This is a genomic window from Nostoc sp. (assembly GCF_036917455.1).
Taxonomy (GTDB): Bacteria; Cyanobacteriota; Cyanobacteriia; order Cyanobacteriales; family Nostocaceae; genus Nostoc.
Genome location: NZ_JBALDK010000019.1, coordinates 25,814 through 44,214 on the forward strand (window position 1 = coordinate 25,814; position 18,401 = coordinate 44,214).

At 40.0% G+C, this 18,401-nt stretch carries 12 protein-coding genes; 7 read left to right on the forward strand and 5 right to left on the reverse strand.

All coding sequences use genetic code 11. The features are described from left to right. The first annotated feature begins 541 nt into the window (after positions 1-541). On the forward strand, positions 542-898 hold the full coding sequence (locus tag V7K42_RS01285) for a hypothetical protein (protein WP_334912796.1): 357 nt from the start codon (positions 542-544) through the stop codon (positions 896-898). Positions 899-910: 12 nt separating this feature from the next. Here the strand turns inward: V7K42_RS01285 and V7K42_RS01290 are convergent, their stop codons facing one another. Then, positions 911-1,837, reverse strand: coding sequence for a phosphodiester glycosidase family protein (locus V7K42_RS01290; protein ID WP_334912798.1), 927 nt, complete (start codon positions 1,835-1,837; stop codon positions 911-913). A gap of 83 nt (positions 1,838-1,920) precedes the next feature. Continuing rightward, the gene (locus tag V7K42_RS01295; protein WP_334912800.1) at positions 1,921-3,186 is read right to left on the reverse strand and encodes a DUF4912 domain-containing protein; all 1,266 of its coding nucleotides are present in this window, start codon (positions 3,184-3,186) and stop codon (positions 1,921-1,923) included. 655 nt (positions 3,187-3,841) lie between these two features. On the opposite strand from V7K42_RS01295, the gene V7K42_RS01300 reads away from it, so the two are divergent. Beyond that, positions 3,842-4,225, forward strand: a complete 384-nt coding sequence (locus V7K42_RS01300) for a nuclear transport factor 2 family protein (RefSeq protein ID WP_094343267.1) — start codon at positions 3,842-3,844, stop codon at positions 4,223-4,225. Between the two features lie 274 nt (positions 4,226-4,499). Here the strand turns inward: V7K42_RS01300 and V7K42_RS01305 are convergent, their stop codons facing one another. Next, positions 4,500-5,198, reverse strand: a complete 699-nt coding sequence (locus V7K42_RS01305) for a rhomboid family intramembrane serine protease (protein ID WP_334912802.1) — start codon at positions 5,196-5,198, stop codon at positions 4,500-4,502. A gap of 96 nt (positions 5,199-5,294) precedes the next feature. Between V7K42_RS01305 and V7K42_RS01310 the strand changes: the two genes are divergently transcribed. From V7K42_RS01310 to V7K42_RS01320, 3 genes are all read left to right on the forward strand, one after another. Next, positions 5,295-7,424 (forward strand): tetratricopeptide repeat protein, encoded by a 2,130-nt coding sequence (locus V7K42_RS01310; protein WP_334912804.1) that lies wholly within the window; start codon positions 5,295-5,297, stop codon positions 7,422-7,424. Between the two features lie 517 nt (positions 7,425-7,941). Further along, the gene (locus tag V7K42_RS01315) at positions 7,942-10,368 is read left to right on the forward strand and encodes a hybrid sensor histidine kinase/response regulator (protein WP_334912806.1); all 2,427 of its coding nucleotides are present in this window, start codon (positions 7,942-7,944) and stop codon (positions 10,366-10,368) included. Then, positions 10,365-11,660 (forward strand): hybrid sensor histidine kinase/response regulator, encoded by a 1,296-nt coding sequence (locus tag V7K42_RS01320; RefSeq protein WP_334912808.1) that lies wholly within the window; start codon positions 10,365-10,367, stop codon positions 11,658-11,660. Before V7K42_RS01315 ends, V7K42_RS01320 begins: the two co-directional genes overlap by 4 nt. Before the next feature lie 65 nt (positions 11,661-11,725). Here the strand turns inward: V7K42_RS01320 and V7K42_RS01325 are convergent, their stop codons facing one another. Both V7K42_RS01325 and V7K42_RS01330 read right to left on the reverse strand, forming a co-directional pair. Further along, positions 11,726-13,489 carry a serine/threonine-protein kinase gene (locus V7K42_RS01325; protein WP_334912810.1) on the reverse strand — a complete coding sequence of 588 codons (1,764 nt, stop codon included), beginning with the start codon at positions 13,487-13,489 and terminating at the stop codon, positions 11,726-11,728. 615 nt (positions 13,490-14,104) lie between these two features. Beyond that, entirely contained in the window at positions 14,105-15,658 is a 1,554-nt protein-coding gene (locus V7K42_RS01330; RefSeq protein ID WP_334912812.1) for a YcjF family protein, read from the reverse strand. A gap of 265 nt (positions 15,659-15,923) precedes the next feature. Between V7K42_RS01330 and V7K42_RS01335 the strand changes: the two genes are divergently transcribed. Both V7K42_RS01335 and V7K42_RS01340 read left to right on the forward strand, forming a co-directional pair. Next, positions 15,924-17,666, forward strand: a complete 1,743-nt coding sequence (locus tag V7K42_RS01335) for a sensor histidine kinase (RefSeq protein ID WP_334912814.1) — start codon at positions 15,924-15,926, stop codon at positions 17,664-17,666. 154 nt (positions 17,667-17,820) lie between these two features. Continuing rightward, complete coding sequence (locus V7K42_RS01340) at positions 17,821-18,345, forward strand: DUF937 domain-containing protein (RefSeq protein WP_334912816.1); 525 nt, start codon at positions 17,821-17,823, stop codon at positions 18,343-18,345. The last annotated feature ends 56 nt before the right edge of the window (positions 18,346-18,401 follow it).

Genomic DNA, 18,401 nt, shown 5'->3' on the forward strand with positions numbered 1-18,401 from the left:
AGACTATTTGATTTTATTCTATAAGTTACTTTATCCTGAAATTAGTAGAGATTTGAACTTTAAACAAATACAAACTTGCCTTGTGATTAATACAAGCTTTTGCCTAAGTAATTAACTCCGCTAATCTCTAGTGCTATCAAAACTAAAATTTATTAGTGAGATAAAAGTAGGTGTTTTGTCAGGATTCCAAGACCAAACTAATGCTAAGTTGCCTAAACCCGGATTTCTCACCACATGTCGATTAAGCCTGCGCTTGAGCAGGGGAGCAGGGGAGCAGGGGAGCAGGGGGAGCAGGGGGAGCAGAGGAGCAGAGGAGCAGAGGAGCAGAGGAGAGTTCAAATACCAAGTTCTTTCCCCTCTGCCCATCCTTCGCCTCAAGCTTGTGAGAAATGCGAGTATTAGTTTTTTCTTCCCTTGCTTCCCTTGCTTCCCCTGCCTCCCCTGCCTCCCCTTCCCCTCAATCTTGTGAGAAATGGGGGCTAAAGTAGTTTTAGTGTACCTACCTTTTAACCTTGATAAAACAAAGAAGGAGAATAGTTAAATGTTAGATCGGCAAATTGACTGCCCCAGCAGACTCAAGACAAGTGCAACAAGCATAAAACTTTTACAAATTACTCTAGTGGTCTTAATACTTTTAATTAATTTAGCAGTCGCTTTCCCCTCTTGGGCAGAAAAAGCACCTTCTTTAACTAGCAATTCTGACTACTTTAAAGTAGGGCAAAAAGTAATTTGGCTTTACAAGTCTCGTGCAGATTCTAAAGATATCCAAAGAATTCCTGCCGAAGTAGTCCAGTTAAGTTCTAAGCAAGTGCAAATTAAGGTCTACAAACATAACCACGAATTTGTCAATCGTTGGGTAAATCCAAACAAACTTGAGAATTTGCAAAAATTCAAATAGTCATCAACTATTTTATTTTTTGTAAATCAAAAAAACTGAACCAATTGGCCCAAGATTTTCTACATAAGTTTTCTGATTATAATCCAATCCTGGAGACATACCTCCATCAAATAAAATTCCTTCTTGAATTTTACCTAAACAATTATTGCTCGCAATGCCTTCTAGGACATTATCAAACATATCTGGCAGTAATTCTTGATTAAGTTGAGATGATTCAATATCAGAATTAGCTTTCAAGTCATTAACTATTAAGATTACATAGCCTCGATCGGTAATCGCTGCCAGAGAGCGATTAGTAGCATTTTTACAAGCAAATTCTCCCAAATCTTGACAAATATCTTTAAACTTACCCTGACGATAGAATCTGCCGTTACCACCCACTAAATTGTAATTGAGAATATCGCTTTTTCTTCTACCAGTTTGGATAGTGGCTTGTCGCTGGTTGGGTGTACCTCCTGATATTCCAAAGGAAGAACGCTTATTTTTAAATATTCCTGAATATTCTACGCCACGAGAAATATTTAAGCCTTGTGGTTTATTATCAGTACCTATATAGTCGGCATTAATTGCGGCAATTGGTAGTTGTCCATTTAGTTTGGCATTTTCATCACTAATGAGTTCATGAAACTGTTTTGGGATGTATTCTTTACGAAGTTTACCTTTAGCGTCTTTGGCGTAGAGTTTATGAGATAGACCAACATTCACTTTGAAATCTAGTTCTGCTGATTTGGGATTAAAAATAATTACATTGTTAATACCTCTGAGATTTTTTTTACCTTGATTATTGGTTTTGAAAAAATCAATACTGAATTTAGCATCTTTGCCAGGGCAAGTTTTAGATGCTTTGGGGACTGAATTTGCTTCAATCTCTTGACAACCTGATAACAAGCTTGTACCAATTATCAAGATCAATAACAAAAATAATTTTTTGGTTGACATATAATACAAAAAAACCGCTACAGAATTACTATAGCGGGGAATAATTTAAAATTTCAGTTTGGAGTTAATCTGATAACCAAAGCTTAAGAGAACCATTCTACAACAGCTTGTTCTTTGGTGTTAGTATTTCGAGATGGTGTCTCACGGTTAAATTTCATCTGAATTGACCGGGTTTGCTCGCCATCAGCAGCTACAGCCAAAATTGGATAGTCAATTAAACCATCTTGGAAGGACATTTGGAAGCGGAATGTCCCATCTGGATTTAGCTGAATTGGACGACCGCCAATGGTTACGGTAGCGTCGGGTTCAGTTGCACCGTAAACTATCAATTCAGCATCGGCAATCAACCAGAACTGGCGCGGACGCACTGGAACGGCGGAAGCCGAGAAGCCAACACCTGACATTCCGGCACCGGAGGCTGTTAAGCCAGACACGGTGGGAACTGCCCACATACCCACACCAGATGGGAAAATGTAAGAGCTAAGGGCTTGTTCTGCACTTGGTACTTGGTGTTGCGAACCGAAGATAGAACCAGCAACCCGTAGCGCTTCGACAGATTCGGCTAAACCAAAGATTTGGTCGTAGATGGGGTTGCCATTGGCATTCACAGCATTACCATTACTACCATTGGCGGTAGCTGTAGCTGCAATCTTCTTGGCAGGGGGAACTAGTTCGTACTGAGTCTTGGCACGCAAATCTTCTTCAAAGTTGACAGCGATGAATACATCTTCAATCCAATCAGAAGGATAGACGGGAGGAATATGTACTCTCTCAGAACGAGCCAGTACTAACCAGCGACCATCAGCAGCACGATAGCCGATATCAATCGCATAATCGCGATCGCTAACTGGAACTGGTAGATACCATTCTCTAGCTAGTTCATCGGCAGGATATTCTTGAATACTGTGGGGGCTTTGGTATTCAATATTGATGTCGCTGACATCATAAATCCGCAGTGCAAGTTGTTGTCCCCCTTGTCGGCGGAGTTCCTGTTTATGTTCATTGGGAATATCCCAGTAAGTGTAAGCCCACTGAGGATCGCGCGGTAAGAGGACAATCCGGCTTTCACCATAGCCAGAGGGCAAATCTGCAAGTCCTTCATCAACATCAGCTAAAGATCCACCTGTACGATCTTCTTGACCTAATTCAAACTTAGCTGCTTCCACGGTTTCTTGTGCCTCCAATGAACGAGATGGACTGAGCAAAGCTTTGCTGCGCTGAACTTCTAAAATTGATGTCAGCAATTGTGATTTACGCATTCGGCTATAGCGAGAGATGCTATATTCGCTAGCAACTCTTCGTAGTTGGCGTAAGGTCATCTCCTCTAGTGGCGGGCGTTCTTTTGCCATTTATTTGGCCTCCAGTAGTGTAAGCGGTAAATGATTTCCCCTGGTTAAAGAATGCTATGTAAAATCTCATCCACTCCAGATGAATTTCTTATTCCTGACTCCTGGTTTTGCCCAGTTTTAAGTTTTTTAATCTGTTTTTAAATTCAGGTAACTTTCAACCAATTCCTAGTTTTGCCTAAATTAGCATTTCTTTGGGATCGGAGAAGTTCTGTTTGTTAAGTCAATATTAACCACTAAGCATATCTAGGGATCAAGGGGTTTCAATAGGTTTTCTGCCTGTGTGACGAATTTATAAGCCTTTTCGGGATCGCATTATCATGGTTTCATCACATTTTTGGCTAGGCAGCCATTGATCAATGGCTATTATGTCAAATTTTCATGACATTTATCCTTGGGCTTTGGATATTAGGCATTGGTAATTACTAATTTGTCAAATTTGAGAGTTATAATTTAGCAACTCATAAGTAAATTGGCGATAAAAGTTCAATGTATATAAAGAAAGATAAATTATCAGTCGGGTGTGTTATGCCGTAGGCTAACGCACCTGGAATTGTTAACAGTGAGTTGCGCTGCGCGACAATGCACCCTACATTTAAACTTCTTAATATAGCTACGCCAAATTACTTAACTCCTAACTTTTAATATTTGATTACCTATGACGAAGGATGAAGTCTTAGCGGCTAATGCAGCTTTTTATCGAGCTTTTGAAAGAAAAGACATTGAGATAATGAGTGCAGTATGGTCACAAGGAACTGGTAGTTTTTGTATTCATCCTGGAAGTAATATACTGCGAGGTTGGAAAGAGATTCGCATCTCTTGGGAACAAATATTTAAAAACACCGCTTATATCGAAATAAACACAGATATAATTGCTACAGAATTAAGTGATAATATTGCTTATGTTGTGCTGAGGGAAAATGTGTTCCAAGTAGTCGCAGGGAGAAGACTTGAAGCACAATCAACAGCTACAAATATATTTCACTTTCTTGGTGGAAAGTGGTATTTAGTTCATCATCATGGCAGTCCAATTATGCGGTAATAAGAGAAGCAGTTGAGAGGATGTCTGAAAAGTCCTCTTATGGGGATCAAAAGTTCTAGATTCCTTGAAATTACCCGATAAATTTAGGGACTTTGATTTCGGTTCCCCCCTTAAAAAGGGCAGGGCTGTTTAATTCTCTAAAAGGCTATAAAAATCAAGGGTTATAGCAATTTAAATTTGATTATTTTGCTACCTGCGTGTCGAGAGAACAGACAATTACACTGTTGTTTATGTGCTTAAAAGTCGATTCAGTCGCTACCCATACCTGAATAAATCATCTTTTAAATCGCATGAAGGCTGCACCAATCCCTAAACCTAAAACCTGTCCCCAAAAAATAACACCCGATTGATTTACACCAGAGGGGGGAATATTTAAACTGCCGACACCATAAAATAATTGTTGCACAAACCACCAAAATATATAGAAAAAGGCTGGAAGTTCGATTGGAAGATACACAATAATTAACGGCAAAATACTGTCAATTTTAGCTTTAGGAAACTTCATAACGTATGCCCCTAAAATAGCTGCGATCGCACCATTTGCCCCAATTAATGGTACTGTCAAACTTGGTTCAGCCAGAATTTGTAAAACTTCTGTTATAATACCAGTTGTCAGATAAAATCCGAGATAGCGTCTACGCCCCAGAATATTTTCTACAGTCTTGCCAAAAACCCACAAAAATAGCATATTTCCCAATATTTGACTAAAACTGCCGTGTAGAAATATTCCAAAAATTAGCGAACATGCCCGCCAAATTACAATTATCCAAGCAGCAGAGTTGAAAAAGAGAGCATTTGTAATTGCTGCACTAATCTGGGCTGGAATCACACCCCAACTATTGACAAAATACCCCAATGTCTCACTAAATTCTAGTTGGAGTTCCCATAAAAATATGGCAATATTAATGCCAATTAGCCAATAGGTAATAATTGGCTTATTCCAACAACGAATATTATCACTAATAGGAATCATATAAATTTGTCATTGGTCATTAGTTATTCTCCCTATCCCCCTTAACCTGTGGCAAGATTGAAATCAGATCGCATCGCACTTAACTAGGCAAACGAGATGCTGGGAAACATACTTGTTGGAAGATACCAAATTATTAGTAACTTGGGAGGAGGGGGTTTTGGTGAAACCTTTGTTGCTTATGATACTCAATTACCTGGTTCACCTCAATGTGTCGTCAAGAAACTCAAACCGCAGGCAAACGATCCTGTAACTTTGGAGACGGCTAGGCGTTTATTTGATACAGAAGCACAAGTTCTATATAAATTAGGAACTCACGATCGCATTCCTCAACTTTTAGCTTATTTTGAGGAAAATGCCGAATTTTATCTCGTACAGGAATTAATTGAAGGTCATGACCTGAGTCAAGAATTAATACTAGGTAAAACCCTCAGTCAAGAACAAGTAATTTCACTTTTACAAGAACTTTTGACAATTCTAGAATTTGTCCATCGACAGAATGTAATTCACCGTGATGTTAATCCCCGAAATATCCTCAGACGACACCCAGATGGCAAATTAATCTTAATTGATTTTGGTGCGGTTAAACAAATTACTACCCAAGTGATTACTCCCGAAGGTTCAGCTAAAGGTACTGTTGCTATAGGTACGCCTGGATATATTCCTGGGGAACAAGCTCATGGTACGCCAAAATTAAGCAGTGATATCTATGCTACGGGAATAATTGCTATTCAAGCTCTCACTGGATTATCACCAGAGGAAATAGTAAAAGATGCTGAGACTAATGAAATTATCTGGCGCGATAAAGCCACGGTAACGCCAGAATTCGCTCAATTATTAGATAAAATGGTGTGCTACGACTTTCGACAACGCTATCCTTCAGCAACGATAGCATTAGAAGGGCTGAAAGAGTTAACACTACCACCGGCTGAAACAATAGCGTTAACTCCTATTTCTCCAGCCAAAAATATAACTAGGCCTCAACTGAAAAAAGGGATTTTAGGGAAAGTTTTACTAACAATATTTTTAGTTGCAGTAAGTGGAATAGCATCAATATTTATTTTGAATTACATTAATTCAAATAACGCTATAGAATTATCTAAACAAGGAAATACACTTTTTGATTTGCAACGCTATCAAGACGCATTAGAAGTATATGAAAAAGCTGTTAATATTAGACCAGATTATGCTCAAGGCTGGAATGGTCAAGGCAAAACGCTGTATAAATTAAAAAAATCTAAAGAAGCCCTAATTGCCTATGATAAAGCAATTCAAATTAAGCCAGATTATTTTGAAGCTTGGAGTGGACGGGGCTTTGTATTGGCAAATCTACAGCGATATCAAGAAGCGATCGCATCTTTTGACAAAGCCTTACAATTAAATAATGAAAACTCAGAAGTCTGGAATGCTAAGGGTGAAGCTTTTAGTAACCTAAACCAATATGACCAAGCAATTAAAGCTTATGAAAAAGCGATTGAATTAAAATCAGATAATTATGAAGCTTGGTATAAAAAAGGATTAGCTTTACAGAATTCTAACCGATATGAAGAAGCGATCGCAGCCTACCAAAAAGTCGTTGATTTAAAACCAGATTACGACCAAGCTTGGTATAATTTAGGAAATGTGCTAATTAATCTGCAACGCTACCAAGATGCATTTGCAGCTTATGATAAAGCAGTACAATACAAATCAAATTATTATCAAGCCTGGTTTTCGAGAGGTAATACCCTACTAAATTTACGACGTTATCCAGATGCAATTGAATCTTTTAATCAAGTAATTAAATACAATCCTAGCAACTATCAAGCATGGTATAATTTGGGCTGGTCGCTGCATCAAAATCAACGCTATGAAGAAGCAGTAAAAGCTTATAATAAGGCCGCAATCCTTCAGCCAAGAAACTATCAACTCTGGTATAACCTGGGGAACTCACAATACAGTTTGCAAAAATACGAAGATGCGATCGCGTCTTATAATAAGGCCGTTCGTTATAAACCAGACCATTCTGAAAGCTGGTATAGCAGAGGGAATGCCCTCTTAAATTTAAAACGGTTTCAAGATGCGATCGCATCTTACGATCGAGCAATAAAATACAAGCCCAATTACCAACAAGCAATAGACGGGCGCAATCAAGCCCAGATTCAACTACAAGCCGAGAAACCAAAGCCTATAATCGTGCCAATTATCCCAGTTCCTAATCCTACTAATCCATCGCCCCCAACACCATAAATAATTCGTAATTATGCTCTCTACGCATCGCGTCTCGTAGCTTGCTTCCCCGTAGGGGTACGCGGACTCGCTATCAGTCGGGGATTCAGACCCGCGACTGATTGATGACCATTAAATTTCCAATTTGGTGGGGGTCTTAAACCCATTTATTCATCCGCCAGTCGTACAGAATACACAACTGAATTCTGTTTCGATAAAAAGTTATAATTCCTGGCATTCCGATAAATTTATTGTTTATTTTACCAAAAGCTGTGAGCATCGATAATTTCTTGGGCAATCTAAAGATAACCGGGAGCAACGCGAAAAAGTGAGATCCTCGTGAAAAGAGCTCTTGAGGCAGGGGGAGCAGGGGGAGTGAAGAGAAAACTTTAGTATTTTTTACGACCTTTATAGCTATAAATACACTTATTTCTTTCTCTTCCCCTGCCTCCCCTGCTCCCCCTGCTCACAAAATCGCATTGCTCCCAGATAACCTAGAATCTTTTTTTACCGAACTATCCGATTAAGGAGTTAACCCTTGATACCAGCAAACTCCAGGGTATCTGTAGCTAATAGAGGAAATCGTCCCTCGCGAAATTTACTGATTCGATTTATTCTTGGCAGCACTACCCTTGTAGTTAGCATTTCGGCTTATTTCAGCTATCAAGCCACTAGAAATATGATGCTCAAAGATTTGAGACAGAGCGCTTTTTTAGAGGTAAAGAGAGGGGTTGCTGAAATTGAGGAGTGGCTACATGTTCGCCAAGTGGAGGTACAAACCCTGGCTAATACTTCAACTGTACGCTCCTTAAACTGGCCTGTGGCAGAACCATATTTAAAAGCAGAAGTCAAGCGGATCAATGAATTTTTCCTTTTCCAAATAGCTAACCCTGATGCCTCATATTCCAATACAAAAGTTGGTCGATCAAATAAGAATATTCGGGATCGAGACTACTTTAAAAAGGCAATTGCGGGAAAGAGCAACATTTCTGATCCCTTTATTAGTCGTTCTACAGGAATTCCTTTAATTGCGATCTCTACCCCAATTTGGTCAAACTATGCTAGCAGTAGTTCACCGATCGGGGCCTTCCAAGGCAATGTGAGAGTTGATCGCATTACAGAGGTTGTTAACTCCCTGCAATACGGTACGAACAGCTATGCTTTTGCGCTTAATTCTCAAGGACAAGCGATCGCTCATCCTAACTCAGCGTTGATGTCAACCCTAGAAAAACCTGCACCCAGCCTGCTGAAAATGAGCGATCGTAATTTAAATGCGATCGCCCAGAGGATGGTAAACAAGCAACAGGGAATTGAGTTAATGGAAATTGACGGCACTAAAAAGTATGTGGCTTATCTGCCGTTGCAAGCCGCTAATTGGTCTGTAGCTTTGGTAATTCCCCGCCAAAATATCGAATCTCGATTGCAATTCCTCGATGCGATCGCCTTAATTGTCGGTGGACTAACAGTCACGATGATTACCGTCTTGTGGCAAGTGCAAGCATTTGAACAACGCGAACTAAAAAAATCTAAAGCTGCGGCTGATACAGCTAACCACGCTAAAAGTGAATTTTTAGCCAACATGAGCCATGAACTGCGAACACCCTTGAATGGCATTCTCGGTTGTGCCCAAATTTTGCTGCGTTCTCCAGCTTTACCGAATCAAGAGCAATATCACGTCAATATTATTGAACAATGCGGTTCTCATCTGTTGACTTTAATTAATGATATTTTGGATCTCTCCAAAATTGAAGCGAAAAAGCTAGAACTGTATCCTTATGATGTGCATTTACCCGGATTTCTCCAAGGAATTGTCGAAATATGCCACATTCGGGCAAAACAAAAGGGCATTTTGTTTGTCTATAAACCCGCGATCGACTTGCCTACAGGGGTTCATATTGATGTCAAAAGATTACGTCAAGTGCTATTAAATCTGCTGGGAAATGCCATCAAATTTACAGATGAAGGTGAGGTTACTTTCAATATTGAAGTAATCCATCGACCTCCCAGTGATGGACAGACGCTGAAACATCGCCTTCGCTTTATCGTAGAAGATACGGGAATTGGTATAACTCCCGCAGAATTGAGCAAAATTTTCTTGCCATTTGAACAAGTAGGTGAGAAAAAGCGCCAAGCTGAAGGTACTGGTCTGGGTTTAGCGATTACTCGGCAGTTAGTAGAGATGATGGGTAGCGATATCCATGTTCAGAGTCAGATTGGTCAGGGGAGTAGCTTCTGGTTTGAATTGGAGATTCCCGAAGCGACTGACTGGGTACAATCTGCGATCGCTGCATCAGAGAAACAAATCATTGGCTTTGAGGGTAGCGCCTACACCATCCTGATGGTTGACGATCGCTGGGAGAATCGCATAGTGATTACAAACTTACTGCAACCACTGGGTTTTGATGTAGTTGAAGCCAGCAACGGTAAAGAAGGTTTAGAAAAAGCGATCGCCCTCAAGCCAGACTTGATCGTTACAGATTTGCTGATGCCAGAAATGGATGGGTTTGAATTAATTAAACGCCTCCGTCAGACTCCAGAAATTAAAGATGTATTCATTATTGTTTCTTCCGCTAGTGTCTTTGAAGCCGACCAAAGCCGCAGCCTGCAAGCTGGAGGTAATGCCTTCTTAACCAAACCTATACAGGTAGATGAATTATTGCATCAACTAGAACAATACTTAAATTTGGTATGGATTTACAGTCAGTCTCAGCCGGATGGGGAAAAAGCTAAAGAAGCAACAATAGTAACTGCTCAATTAACCCCTCCTTCCCCCCAAGTGTTGCAAGAAATAGTCACCTTAGCCACTAAAGGTAACTTCAATGCCATTCTCAAGTGGGCCGATCAACTTGAGGAAACAGACATAACCTTCGCACCATTTGCTAACGAACTACGGCAACTAGCAAGGCAATTTGATGAAGATTTAATTCTAACTTTCTTGACTAAATATGCGGTAAAAACAGTATGAAAACAATTATTGAAAACCAAAATAATTCTATCAATTATGCTCCTTCTAGAGGAATTATTTTAGTCGTTGATGATAACCCTGCAAATTTACAAGTTTTATCCAGCTTTTTGGATCAATCTAGCTTTGAAGTTTGGGCAGCACGCAGTGGAGAAAAAGCCCTTCAGCGATTAGAGAATGATGATTTACCTGATTTAATCTTGCTGGATGTGATGATGCCGGGTATAGATGGTTTTGAAACCTGTAAACAGCTAAAAAGCAATCCTCGTGTCCAAGATATTCCAGTCATTTTTATGACAGCCCTTTCAGAAACGGCTGATAAAGTCAAAGGTTTGCAATTGGGGGCTGTAGACTACATTACCAAACCTTTTCAGCATGAAGAAGTCTTAGTGCGGATTGAAAATCACCTCAAGCTGAGAAATTTGACGAAAACCTTGATTGCCAAAAACGCCGAGTTACAACAGACTCAAACTCAACTTATTCAAGCAGAAAAGGTAGCAGCTTTAGGGCAACTGACAGCCGGAATTGCTCATGAGGTTAATAATCCCATCAATTTTATAGCTGGCAACTTGAATTTTGTTGAACAATATGTACAAGAGGTAATTAGTTTACTGTATCTCTATCAAAAATATCTGCCTGAACCCCCAGATGAAATTCAAACCGCAATTCAAAAAACCGATCTTAACTTTTTGTTAGATGATTTATTAAAAATTATTAAATCGATGCAACTTGGTACAGATCGCGTCACAGAAATTGTGTCATATTTGAACAACTTCTCGCGCCACAGAGAAGCTGGTAAGAAACTAGCTAACTTGCATGAAGGGTTAGAAAGTACATTACTCATTCTTGGACATCGCTTTAAACGAAATGCTCATCACCCAGCCATCCAATTAATTAAACAATATGGAGATTTGCCACTTATTGAGTGTTTTCCTGGTGAAATAAATCAGGTTTTTATGAATTTAGTTTGTAATGCAATCGATGCAATTGAAGAGTCACATAAAACTAAAAATATTGATACTATTTATCAAAATCCTGGTGTAATTAAAATTAAAACTGAGGCAATTGGAGAGCAAGTTATTTTAAGAGTTGCCGACAATGGTTCAGGTATAGAAAACGCAGATAAAATAAAAATATTTGATGCCTTTTACACAACAAAACCCGTCGGTAAAGGGACAGGGCTTGGTCTATCGATTGCTTACCAAATTGTGGTTAATAATCATCATGGCAAAATTACATACCATTCCAAACCTGGTGAAGGTATAGAGTTTATCGTTGAACTACCTATCCGATAAACGATAATTTGCAAACTAAAAAATAGCTGTATATAAGAAGTCTATACATCTAATAATTACTATTACTACCGAATATTAACTTCTTGCAGGTAATTTCCTACCTGAAGATATTCAATTTTATTAGCTGACTTTTTAGAGATAAATGAATTTGTTCTTTTTGCCGAAGCTACCTTTTGATTGTCAGCTAACAGACGTTGCTTTTGAGTATACTCATTTAATTTGACTTGAGCTTGAGCATAAACTAGAGTGTCTTGTGGGATGTTTCGGAGAAATTTTACAGCCCGGTCGAAATCACCAATGGATGCTTTTTTGTAAGCATTCTGTAAAAAGTAAGCTGCTCTAATCTGGCGCTTTCGGTTGTACTCAGCCAATTTTTCTTGAACTAAAGCACCCGCACGACTTTCTTTAGGAATTTGTCGCAGATATTGTAATGCACTAGAAAAATCTTTTATCTGGGCACTTTCGTAAGCTTTTGCTAACAAATCTTGTGTCTGTGCTTCAATATTGATGTATGCTTGCTGAACTAGTTTATCTGTTTTAGATTGCCAATACGAAATATTTGGAATTTGAGAAACAGCATCAAGAACATCTGACCATCGGCTCTCATGAAAAGCTAGTTGAGCCATTTGATATTGTTGGGCAGCAACTTGCCATTGCTCTTGCCATTGTTCAATTGTGGCTTGCGCTTCTGGATAAACATTGCTGTGGGAGGGAATTGATTTAGCAAGTGCGATCGCTTCTTGCAAATCCCCGGCTTGATATTCTTGTGTAGCTTTAGATAAAGTTTCTGTTTCTGAGTATGCAGGAGAAGTATTAATTAAAGAATATACACCAAATCCCATCAACAAAGAATTAGCCGCCAGTCCGATTTTCATTCCTGTGAATAACGGGGATAATTTGCCAGATGTAGGGTTATCATCTTCAATCGCCGCTTCTAGGAAAAATTGATTGTCTGCTTCTAATATTTCTGATGGTTGATCCCATGTCATTTGTTTGAGTACCTGCAACACCTCAGCCGCAGACTGGAAGCGGTTTTGAGAATCGTAGCGGATCATTTGGCTGAGAACAGCAGCTAGATAATCATTAACTGGCGTATTTTGAGAACGCCAAAAAATTTCATTAGTATAAGGATCGACTTTTAATTGCAGTGGTTCTAACCCAGTTAAAGCCTGGATAGCAATCATACCTAGAGCATAAATATCACTGTTGGGCTGGGTTTGACCAATAAATTGCTCTGGTGGTATGTATCCCAATGAGGTGACGGGAATTCTATAAATCGGCAATTCGGCACCGATGCCAAAATCGATAGACTGGATTGAGCCAAAGTCAATCAAAACTAACTTGCGTAGGGCATCGCTATTACGTCTAATCAAGTTTTCCGGTTTGATGTCACAATGGATTACGCCTTGAGAGTGAACAAATTCTAGAATACCTAAGACATCGATCAGGAATTCTACAACTTCTTTTTCACTCCACAGACACCCCCACTGTTGATCGATGGGCAATTCCGCAGTCAGTGCATATCCTTCAATTAGCTCTTGGACTAAATAAAACTGGTTGTTTTCTTCAAAACAGGCGATAAATTCAGGAATTTGTGGATGGCTTCCCAGAAGTTTGAGGGTTTCAGTTTCAGTTAGAAACATTAACCTCAGCATCTCTAAGTAGCCAGGTTCGCAACTGCTAACTTTAATTTGCTTAATAACGCATTTGGGATTCTCTGGATAATCTACGTCTATAGCAATGTATGTTTGTCCAAATACCCCTGCACCGAGGGTTTGGACAATTTGGTAACGTCCTTGTAGTAATTTACCGATTATGTGGTTGGTCATGACCTGGTTACTCAGTAAGTCCTTATTATTTAGTTTTTCTGACATTACCTCCTGTTTCCGGAATGCTTTAGAAATAAATAAACGGAGTTTTGATACCTTAAATATAAGTTTATTTTTTTAAGTATTATTACGTAAAAAAATATAGTTTTTTATTAATATTTATATTTTTAGTAAATAATCGGCATAGATATACTTAAGTGTTGATAATTAATATATAGGACTCATATTTGATTTTTGAACGAAATTAGGTATTTTAGAGTAACGCACTATTATCAAGGGTTTGATGCGTTACGCTGTCGCTAAGAGGTTGTTTGAAAAGTATTTGGCTGTGATTTTAGGCACTTAGAGATCCCCCCTAGCCCCCCTTAAAAAGGGGGGAACTGGAATCAAAGTCCCCCTTTTTAAGGGGGATTTAGGGGGATCTGAAATGTTTTGCTACCAACGAGAGGACTTTTCAAACATCCTCTAACACATCCTACGTATATTTTCTCCAAATCAAACCGAATTCCTATAGGTTTAGTAATTATCAGACTTAATTTCTGGAAGAATTAGCTAAAACTTGAAGTTGTATTAAAATTAGATTTTATAAAGAATTAAGCATGAAATTTTGAATTTCTAACTATTAATTTCTTCGTCGTGTTCAACAACTTCAGCTTTATCTTGTAACGGCTTCACAACTCGCGCGATCGCTTCTTGAATAAAAGCTTTAATAAATTCATCTCTGCGATTAATTTGAAACTGTTTCTGCACAACTTCCGTCATTCCCCCATCACCCCAATCTTGGTCATGACGAAAATATTCAATAAAACTTTTGCCGGCAATTCGCGTTAAATAAGCTGCCGTCACGCCTTGAATTGCCCTACCAACCAGAAAGGTAGCAATATTGAGTTGCAACGCTGTAGATAATAATTGAATTGCTCCTTTGACAATCCCCAAACTGGCGATAGTTTTCGCTAAAGAAAGGGCTAACTCTCTTCCCCGTTCCATATTCAATTCACAGCCGTAAACTCTGCCAATTTCCACAACCATTTGAGCGTTGACTGCGGCTGTCGCTAATAAATCCACAACTGGTATGGGCGTGACTGAGACTACACCAGCACCAATCCATTGGAACCGTTCTACAATTTTGTCAGCTTGACGGCGGCGCTGGCCATCGATGAGTTTTCGCGCCTCGTCTCCCAATCGCAGAGATTGTAAAAGAATGTTATCTGCTACCAAATCTTCACCTTCGGCGCGTAAAACAGCAGCCGTGCGCCGCAGTAAAGGGACAATATCGGGTTCCGGCTGGAAGGTTTCACCAGTTTCTAGTTGTGCAGATTGGGGATTAGCTGCGATCGCCACCACATCACTAGTAGCAATAAATCCCCGTACCCGTTGACGCAATCTCGCAAGGATCGCTTCTTTATCTTCATCTGTATATAAATCGGTTTTGTTAAGCACCAAAAGCGATCGCTTGCCAATTTCGGCTAACCCTCGCAACGGCTCATATTCTGAACGTCGTAAGTCATTATCCACCACAAACAACAGTAAATCTGCTTCCGTCGCCAGTTCTCGCGCCATTTGTTCGCGTTCCGTTCCCGCCACCCCCGCTTCTAAAATCCCTGGCGTATCTGTAATTAAAATCTTGCGTTCTAATCCCTTCAACCGCAGACAATAGGTTTCTCCAACCTGGGTTGTACCCATCGGTGCATCTACTTGGCCCACCATGCGTCCCATAATCGCATTCACTAGGGAAGTTTTGCCAGCACTCCCCGTACCAAATACCACTACTTGAATTTCACCCCGGGCTAAGTTCGCTTCAATTTCCCGCGATCGGCTTAATAAAGCTTGGCGTGTGACTTCATCTTGAATTTGTGCTACCTGTTGGCGCACAGCTTGGAGAGTTGTAGAAGCCGCGTCAGATTTAGCAGCAGGAATTTGGGCCGCAGTGACTCGCTTGGGGTTGCGGCGCGATCGCTTTTCCCCAGATTGAATTACCAATACATAATAGACAAAAGCAGCAACCAAGGCTCCGATAAGGACAATCAGCAGCAACAGCAGCAAATTGCCGAGCAACGGCGAATAGGACAATTGCCAATAGAGGCGCGATAGGGAATCAATTAGCCAGAGGGCTAGCCCCAAAATGACGATTAGACCAACAATTAGCGTTACTATGCGCGACAGAGGCATGGTTGGGAAAGATTAGTGGGTATTTAGTAGGCAGATGCTTCTGATCTTAATAGTTTCATGATTTTTTGAGATCAAATTCAGATTGTTATATCTCAGTAGACAGATACTTTTATCTTCATAGTTTCAGTATTTTTGACCAGGGTAGAAAAAAGCCCCTTTTGATAAACTAAGAGCGCATTTTGGATTCAATGTGTTCTTATTTGCGTCTGAATTTCTTGTTTTTGATGAAAAACCGCCTAGTAAAAAATTCAACAGCGAGTGATACATGACTGCAACACCTCAATTAAAATACTTTAACTGGGTTCAACAAAGATTCCATCGCCTGAGTATTCGGCAAAAAATTTTTTATGGATACGGTTTGGCTTTGGGAGTTGCAGTTTTAGGGACAACAGCAGGGTTGGTAATAGGCGATCGCTATTTCCAACAAGCCAGACAACAGATGAGCTTGGTAGATGAAGAAGGAACTTTGTTAAGTAGTTTGCAGGGCGAATTGTTGAAAATACAGATATATCAGCAAGAGATAGTGCCTTTTTTACAACAGCCGCAAGCGTTGCAAAGGAGAATTTCTGATTTTAAAACCGATCTGGCGGAAACTGAAACATTGGTTTCTCAAGCACAAGAATTTAGTCAAACCAATTCCCAAGCGGATTTACAAACTCTACTCGCAAAGCATAACAGTACTACAGCGGGATATTTTGAACAACTCAGGGCGCTGATTCGGCAAATTTTGCCATTAAGTTCACAGCCAGAGGGAGCGATAAAAGCACAGCAATTAATCTTGAAATTCAGCCAAAGTCAAGATGCTCTAAAGTTTTATCAATTTTCCCATGAGTTAACCGGCTTTGCCCAAACCCTTCAAGAACGCCAACAGGAAGCTGATATAGCTCAAAAACAAGCGGGGCTTATCCAAGCTCAAATTATGATTAGTGGTATGGTGCTGTCAGTAGCGATCGCTGCTATCTTGGCTTACTACACCAGTACAATCATTGCCTATCCGATAAAAGCGGTGACAGATATCGCCCAAAGAGTTAGCCAAGAAGCCAATTTTGACTTGCAAGCACCCATAATTACCCAAGATGAAGTTGGGGCTTTAACTGCTTCTCTTAACCAGCTAATCCAGCAGGTAAAGCACCTTTTAGAAGAACAACAAGCTGAGGCCCAAGTCCGACTAATTCAAAGTGAAAAAATGTCTAGTTTAGGACGGATGTTAGCTGGTGTGGCTCACGAAATTAATAATCCTGTAAATTTCATTTCTGGCAATCTCGTACACGCGAAAACCTATACTGACGATTTATTAGCATTATTACAAACATACAAAGCCGAAGTTCCTCACCCTTCCACTGCCGTGCAAACTCTAGCAGAAGAAATTGATTTGGAGTTTCTCGAAGTAGATTTACCAAAACTCTTCAATTCAATGAAAGTTGGCGCTGAACGCACGCGAGAGATTGTCCGAAGTTTAAAAGATTTCTCTCGTTTAGACGATGGCGAAGCGCAGTTAGTGGAGCTACACGCTTGTCTGGATAGTACATTATTAATTCTAAATAATCGCCTGAAAAATGGGATTAACCTTGTTCGCAATTATGGAGAGATTCCAGCGATTCCAGGCTATACAGGTTTACTTTATCAAGTATTTATGAATCTTCTCAGCAATGCACTTGATGCTGTGGAGGAAAAATCGGCTGATAATTCGGAATTTATCCCTAAAATCACTATTGTTACAGAACGTTGCCCGAATGATTTGGTGATAGTGCGAATTGCCGACAACGGCCCTGGTATTCCACCAGAAAATCAGAAAAAGATATTTGAAACATTTTTTACAACCAAACCGCGAGGTATTGGTACTGGTTTGGGGCTAGCGATCGCATATCAGATTGTGGTAGAAAAACACAAAGGCAAGATTAGTTGTCAGTCTGAGTTAAATCAAGGTACAGAATTTGCGATTGCTTTACCGACCGCAGGTATCGCTTCACCCACCGCAGGTATCACTTTACCGATTTCTCATCCTTAAGCTAGTGGGTTTCCAAAGTTAATTTTTTCACAATAACCAACAGCAAGTATCAGCTTGCGTGTTTAAATTTTTTAGTGGACTGACGAAAGTTTGCCTACACACGAACACTTCAAGCCAGTTTTGGCAAGCTTTTTGAGAACAAAGGGAGAAATTTATGGGACTTTTCGATCAAATTCTTGGGGCCGTCGCTAATCCCAATCAACAGGGCAGCTTAGGGCAACTGGGAGGAATTATTAACACTGTACAACAGTTGAGCGATCGCACTGGCGCAGACCCTTCTACCATTCAATCAGTCTTGTCTATTGTCGGTGGGCAAGTGCGTTCTGCTTTACAAGACAAGCAAGCTACAGACGGAAATGAAGCCACACAAACTCTAGTGAATCAATATGCTGGTACTTCACCTAACCCCGAAGCCGTCGATTCGCTGTTTTCTCCTGAAATACAACAGCAAGTAGCTGAGGTTGCTGCCCAGCGCACTGGGTTGGATGCTGGTATAGTTCAACAATTGCTCCCTTCAGCAATACCTTTGGTACTACATTTTTTACAATCAGGTGCAGATGCTCAAAATCCCCAAGCTGGCGGGAATCCTGTACTAAATTCCTTTTTGGATGCTGACGGTGATGGTGATGTTGATATCGCTGATGCCATCCAAATGGCAAGTCGGTATATGAGACAGTAATATTTTCCCAACTCCCCACTTCTTTAGATATGAGCAATTGGCCCTTGCTAGATATT